We start from the raw sequence: 6,661 nt of genomic DNA on the forward strand, positions 1-6,661 counted from the left end.
GGGGAGCCGCTCGGCGGTCTCCCGGTGGCCCGGCGTCATGCAGAGCGTCGTGCCGTCGGCGAAGACGTACACGTCGAGCGTGCCGAGCGGTCCCGGGCGTACGTCGGCGAGTGCCGTACGGGTCGCCGCCAGCTCTTCGAGCCGGGCGACGGTGCGCTCGTGGTCGGTGACGACCGGGGTCTGCACCGGCACGAAGTCCGGGTGCGAGGGGTGCCGGCGGCGGGCGGCGGCCAGCTCGGGCGAGTCCTCGGCGAACTCGCTCGCCTCGCGTATCTCGGTGATCTCACTGACCTCGGAGAGGTCCGGGTCGGCGAACCCGCCCAGCTCGGGGAAGTCGTCGTACGCCTCGGCCGCGTCGAGATCCAGCGACTCAAGGCCGACGAAGTCCGCCTGGCGCGGCACGTAGAACGGTCCGGCGAAGGGGTTCTCCTCGATCGGGGCGCCCGAGAGGCCGCCCAGCATCGACGGTGCGTCGGCGGCGTCGCGCGCCTCCTGCGCGGCCCAGAAGGCCCGCGCCTCGGCGAGCTCACGCTCGCGCTCCTCCGCCAGGGCTTCCGCCACGGCGGTGCGTATGTCGTCGGTCGGTGTGCCTGCCGTTCTGGCCTGCGGTACGGAGGCGCTCAGCCCGCCGGGGTTCGCCGCCAGTTCGCTGCGCAGCGCTGTGACCTGACGACGCAGCCCGTGAGCGGCGTGCAGGGCGGCAGCGCCCACGGCCGTGGCGGCGGCCGTGGTCAGCAGCAGGGCTAGAGACATGGCGCTCACTGACTACTCCCGATTCGGATCGATCCCCCGACTTCCTACATCAGCTTCGCGTGTGCCTGCACCGCTCGTCAGTGCATTACGTCACGAACCGGACAGGTCTTTGTGCCTTTGTCGGGCCCCCGTCATGGCTTTGACCTGCACAGACGAATCTCCCCCAGGGACAGGTCACATCCTGGGGGAGATTGAGTCACGGCTGAAGCTCGGTGCGGTTGACGCGTCGGGCGGTCACCCTGGGTGCACCGGCGGTCAGCTGAGGCGTACGCATCCTTGGTCGCGCTGAGCTTCGCGACCGCTGCGGGCAGGTGGCGCCTTCGTCCCTCAGGCACCCCCTACCCTCCGCTACCGCTCAGCTCAGCCGCACGTGTTCCTTGGTCGCGCTGAGCTTCGCGACCGCTGCGGGCAGGTGGCGCCTTCGTCCCTCAGGCGCCCCCTACCCTTCGCTACCGCTCAGCTCAGCCGCTCGATCACCATGGCCATCCCCTGGCCGCCACCCACGCACATCGTCTCCAGGCCGAACTGCTTGTCGTGGAACTGGAGGCTGTTGATCAGCGTGCCGGTGATGCGGGCGCCCGTCATGCCGAAGGGGTGGCCGACGGCGATGGCGCCGCCGTTCACGTTCAGCTTCTCCAGCGGGATGCCCAGGTCGCGGTAGGACGGGATCACCTGCGCGGCGAACGCCTCGTTGATCTCGACCAGGTCGATGTCGTCCACGGTCAGACCGGCGCGGGAGAGCGCCTGGCGGGACGCCTCGACCGGGCCGTACCCCATGACCTCGGGCGACAGGCCGGTGACGCCGGTGGAGACGATGCGGGCCAGCGGGGTCAGGCCCAGCTCGCGCGCCTTCGTGTCGGACATGATGACCAGCGCGGCGGCGCCGTCGTTGAGCGGGCAGCAGTTGCCCGCCGTGACCCGGCCGTCCGGGCGGAAGACCGGCTTGAGGCCCTGTACGCCCTCCAGGGTGACCCCCGCGCGCGGTCCGTCGTCCGCCGCCACCACCGAGCCGTCCGGGGTCGTCACAGGCGTGATCTCGCGCTGCCAGAAGCCGTTCTTGATGGCCTCCTCCGCGAGGTTCTGGGAGCGTACGCCGAACTCGTCCATGTCCTCGCGGGTGACGCCCTTGAGCCGGGCCAGGTTCTCGGCGGTCTGGCCCATCGCGATGTACGCGTCGGGCACCAGACCGTCCTCGCGCGGGTCGTGCCAGCTGTCGGCGCCGCTCCCTGCGACCGCGGCCGTGCGCGCCTCGGCGTCGGCGAACAGCGGGTTGTGGGTGTCCGGCATCCCGTCGCTCGACCCCTTGACCGAGCGGGACACCATCTCGACGCCCGCCGAGATGAAGACGTCGCCCTCGCCCGCCTTGATGGCGTGCAGCGCCATCCGGGAGGTCTGGAGCGACGAGGAACAGTAGCGGGTGATCGTGCAGCCGGGCAGATGGTCCATCCCCATCTGGACGGCGACGATCCGGCCGAGGTTGTGGCCCTGCTCGCCGCCCGGCAGCCCGCAGCCGAGCATCAGGTCGTCGATGCCGGCCGGGTCCAGCTCGGGCACCTTGGCCAGTGCGGCCTGGATGATCGTGGCGGTCAGGTCGTCCGGCCTCAGCTCCTTGAGCGAGCCCTTGAAAGCGCGGCCGATGGGGGAGCGGGCGGCGGAAACGATCACGGCTTCGGGCATCACGGCTCCAGAGGGGAGAAGGCTGACTCAGTGGGAAGTTACCCGCACGTAGGGCCGGGGTCACCGGACCGGACGTGTGATGCGGGCCTCTTTTCTAAGCGCTTGCTCACTCGATTGTGCACCCACTGTGCAACCGCACCGGTGTACCCACACCGGTCTGTGCCACCGCACCGCGCGACCGGGCCGCGTGGCCGCGCCGCGCGACCGGGCCACCCGCCCGTCCGGCCCGCGCAAGCCGCTCGGGCCGCCCCGGTCCGCTCAGGCCGGGCGTACCTGCGTCGTCGCCGTCGCCTCCTCGTCCGCCGGGGACGCCAGATGGCGGCGCCTGCGGTGCTTCAGCAGTGCCCACGGCGCCCGTACGCCGGTGACCTCCGTACCCGCCTGGGCGGCCGCGGCGGACGCCGCCTTGGCGACCGGCAGCACGTCCTCGTCGCGCGTGACGTCCAGCTGGTCCGTCTCCGGCCACAGGCCGAGCACCGCGCAGAGCGAGGGCAGCACGGCCATCGCGGCCGTCGCGTACCCCTCGGCCGAGGGGTGGAAGTTGTCCGGGCCGAACAGCTCCCTCGGATGCGCCTCGAACTCGGGGCCCAGCAGGTCGCCGAGCGAGACCGTACGGCCGCCCTGCTCGACCGTCACGATCGTCTGCGCCGCCGCCAGCTGCCGGCTCGCCCGCCGGGCCAGCCAGCGCAGCGGCTGGTACACCGGCTCGACCGTGCCCAGGTCGGGGCAGGTGCCGACGACGACCTCCGCGCCGGCCGTACGCAGCCTCCGTACCGCGGCCGACAGCAGGCGGACGGACTCGGTGGCAGGCATCCGGTGCGTGACATCGTTGGCGCCGATCATGATCACGCAGACATCGGGGATCCGGGCCGGATCGGCGAGCAGCAGCGAGACCTGGCGGTCCAGATCGTCCGACCTGGCTCCCGGCAGTGCCACGTTCCACAGGTCCACGGGCCGCTCGGCCACGGCGGCGAGCCCCGACGCCAGCAGCGCCCCCGGCGTCTGTCCGGCGCGCCGTACGCCCTGGCCCGCCGCCAGCGAATCGCCGAGCATGCTCATCCGGACGGGCTCCATCGACCCGAACAGCGCCCCGTACCAGCCGTCCGCGCTGGGCGGTACGGGAGCGACCCCGCCGCCCACCGACCGCTTCGCCAGCTGGACCTCCGCCAGCAGCACACCCATGCCCGCCGCCCCGATCAGACCGATGCTTCCGCCGCCGTAAGCCGCGCCCGCAGCGATCCGCCGTGCCACTCTCGCCCTTGACACAGTCCGAGCCACCTCCTCCTCGCCCGCACGTACACCAGCTAACTGCCCCGAAAGGACTCTCACCCAATCCCGTCCCGCTACGCATACGCTGGCCGGACCATCACGGAGACCCCGGAGATAAAACGGTGCAATTCCACAACTCGATGATCAGTCTTGTTGGCAATACCCCGCTGTTGAAACTGAACAGCGTGACCGCGGGCATTCAGGCGACAGTCCTGGCCAAGGTCGAGTACTTCAACCCCGGCGGTTCGGTGAAGGACCGGATCGCGCTGCGCATGATCGAGGCGGCGGAGCAGAGCGGTGAGCTGCCCCCCGGGGGCACCATCGTGGAACCGACGAGCGGCAACACCGGCGTCGGGCTGGCCATCGTGGCCCAGCAGAAGGGCTACAAGTGCGTCTTCGTCTGCCCTGACAAGGTGTCGACCGACAAGATCAATGTGATGCGGGCCTACGGCGCCGAGGTCGTCGTCTGCCCCACCGCTGTCGACCCCAGCCACCCGGACTCGTACTACAACGTCTCCGACCGGCTGGTCCGCGAGACGCCGAACGCCTGGAAGCCGGACCAGTACAGCAACCCGAACAACCCCCGCTCGCACTACGAGACGACAGGTCCCGAACTGTGGGACCAGACGGAAGGGAAAATCACCCATTTCGTCGCAGGCGTCGGCACGGGCGGCACGATCTCGGGCACCGGCCGCTATCTCAAGGAGATCAGCGAGGGGCAGGTCCGCGTCGTCGGCGCCGACCCCGAGGGCTCGGTCTACTCGGGCGGTTCGGGCCGGCCGTACCTGGTCGAGGGCGTCGGTGAGGACTTCTGGCCGAGCGCGTACGACCGTACGGTCACGGACGAGATCATCGCCGTCTCCGACAAGGACTCCTTCCAGATGACGCGCCGGCTGGCCAAGGAGGAGGGCCTGCTCGTCGGCGGCTCCTGCGGCATGGCCGTCGTGGCGGCGCTGAAGGTGGCGGAGGGGCTCGGCCCCGACGACGTCGTGGTGGTGCTGCTGCCCGACAGCGGGCGCGGCTACCTCAGCAAGATCTTCAACGACGAGTGGATGAACGACTACGGCTTCCTGGACCACGGCGGCGACGCCGCGGCCGTGGTGGACGTGCTCAAGCACAAGGAGGGCGGCACGATCCCGCACCTCGTCCACATGCACCCGGAGGAGACGGTCGGCGAGGCGATCGAGGTGCTGCGCGAGTACGGCGTGTCCCAGATGCCCATCGTGAAGCCGGGCGCGGGACATCCGGACGTGATGGCCGCCGAGGTGATCGGCTCGGTCGTGGAGAAGGAACTCCTCGACGCGCTGTTCACCCAGCGCGCCTCGCTCACCGACCCGCTGGACAAGCACATGTCGCAGCCGCTTCCGCAGGTCGGCTCGGGTGAGCCGGTCGCGGACCTGATGTCGGCGCTGAGCGGTCCCGAGGGCGCCGACGCGGCGATCGTCCTGGTGGAGGGCAAGCCGACAGGGGTCGTGAGCAGGCAGGATCTGCTCGCGTTCCTCTCCACAGGTGTGAAATGAGCTGTGAATAACAGCTGGTTTCGCGGGTTCGCGAGAGTGGTACGAGCGCGACACGTCCACGCAGCATGGGCTTAACACGCGTCAGGCACATTGGTCGTTGTCGGCGTCAAGGACAACGGAGCGGCTCCCGGACCTCCTCGACGCCAGGACACGACCTCCGGCCCTGGCCCGGACCGTGTCGCTTACGCGGGGACCGCCGTCGTCCCGCCCCCCGGTAACGGGGGTGCGGCGGTCCCCGCGTTCTTCTTTTGTCCGTCGTCGGCGCCTGGGCGGCTCAGTCCTCCCAGTCGGACTTCTCGCCGTGCCGCCTGCGCGCCCAGGGCACCCCGCGGTGCGCGTACACCACGTTCACCCCGCAGATGCCGGCCCAGGCCACGATCAGACCGGGCAGATCGGCGTTCACGGCGGCTATGGCGGAGAGCGGGATCGCCAGGATCAGCGAGATGATCCCGAATCCGAAGCGCTCGCCGAACCCCTCGCCCGACGAGGCGGGCGGCCGGGGGCCACGGGCGACGACCATCTGCTGTTCGGCGAGCTGACGCCGGACGCGCTGGTCGACCACGCCGTCCAGCCGCTGCTCGACCTTCTCCAGGAACGACTCGATGAGGGCGGGCTCGTACTCGGCGCCCAGCTCGCTGCGGGCCTGGAGGTGGGCGTCGAGTTCCTTCTTGAGCTCAGGGTCGCGGGCTTCCATAGGCGTAACCGTACGAAGGAGAGCGCGTTCCGTGCAGTGGTGCTAACCCCCCTCTTCGCGCTGAGGCAGGCTCCAGCGCCCGTTATTTCTTCGTCAGGCCGTGGGCCTTCGCCCACTCGTTCGCGACGTCGTCCGGGTCCTTCTTGTCCTTGTCGACCTTGCTGTTGAGCGCGGTGAGGTCCTTCGTCGTCAGCGTGTTGCCGAGCCGCGCCAGCGCCTTGCGCACGGTCGAGTCGGCCTTGCGGTCGGCGATCAGCGGGACGACGCGCTGCGCGGGTATCAGATGCTTGGGGTCGCTCAGCGGCACCCACCCCTCGGACGCGATGTCGGTGTCGGTGGTGAAGAGGTTGGCGATGTCGATGTCGCCCTTCTTCAGCGCGCCCTTGACCAGCGGCCCGTCCGAGTCGAGGGACTTGAACTCCTTCAGCTCCACGCCGTACACGTCCTTCAGCCCGACCACCCCCACCTGACGGGTCTTCATCTCGGCCGCGGCGCCCAGCACCAGCTTCCCGTTGTGCTTCGCCAGGTCGGCGAGCGACTTCAGCCCGTACTTGGCGGCGGTCTCGCGGGTCACGGCGAAGGTGTCGGCGTCCTCGGCGACCCCGTACGGCAGGACCTGCAGACCGGCCGGGAGCGCCAGCGTCAGGGCGTTCTGCATCTCGCCCGCCTCGCTCGCCGTGGACTTCTTGTCGAGGTAGAGCAGCAGCGAGCCCTGGTACTCGGGGAGCAGATCGATGTCCCCGCCCTT

6 protein-coding genes are annotated in these 6,661 nt (G+C 70.2%); 1 reads left to right on the forward strand and 5 read right to left on the reverse strand.

What is annotated here, in order from left to right; translation table 11 throughout:
• The 3 genes from HY68_RS14870 to HY68_RS14880 all read right to left on the reverse strand — a co-directional run.
• Window positions 1–753, reverse strand: a 753-nt coding sequence (locus HY68_RS14870; RefSeq protein ID WP_241778578.1) for a hypothetical protein, incomplete at its 3' end; no start/stop codon positions are given.
• 456 nt (window positions 754–1,209) lie between these two features.
• On the reverse strand, window positions 1,210–2,430 hold the full coding sequence (locus HY68_RS14875; protein WP_041988961.1) for an acetyl-CoA C-acetyltransferase: 1,221 nt from the start codon (window positions 2,428–2,430) through the stop codon (window positions 1,210–1,212).
• Between the two features lie 258 nt (window positions 2,431–2,688).
• Entirely contained in the window at window positions 2,689–3,681 is a 993-nt protein-coding gene (locus HY68_RS14880) for an SGNH/GDSL hydrolase family protein (protein WP_041988963.1), read from the reverse strand.
• A 140-nt stretch (window positions 3,682–3,821) separates the two neighbouring features.
• On the opposite strand from HY68_RS14880, the gene HY68_RS14885 reads away from it, so the two are divergent.
• On the forward strand, window positions 3,822–5,219 hold the full coding sequence (locus HY68_RS14885; protein ID WP_041988965.1) for a cystathionine beta-synthase: 1,398 nt from the start codon (window positions 3,822–3,824) through the stop codon (window positions 5,217–5,219).
• 274 nt (window positions 5,220–5,493) lie between these two features.
• Here HY68_RS14885 and HY68_RS14890 read toward each other — a convergent pair whose 3' ends face one another.
• Together HY68_RS14890 and HY68_RS45130 are read right to left on the reverse strand one after the other, a co-directional pair.
• On the reverse strand, window positions 5,494–5,913 hold the full coding sequence (locus HY68_RS14890) for a hypothetical protein (protein ID WP_041988967.1): 420 nt from the start codon (window positions 5,911–5,913) through the stop codon (window positions 5,494–5,496).
• 82 nt (window positions 5,914–5,995) lie between these two features.
• A partial coding sequence (locus HY68_RS45130) for an ABC transporter substrate-binding protein (protein ID WP_041996103.1) occupies window positions 5,996–6,661 on the reverse strand: 666 nt, incomplete at its 5' end.

Source organism: Streptomyces sp. AcH 505 (genome assembly GCF_000818175.1).
Classification (GTDB): Bacteria; Actinomycetota; Actinomycetes; order Streptomycetales; family Streptomycetaceae; genus Streptomyces.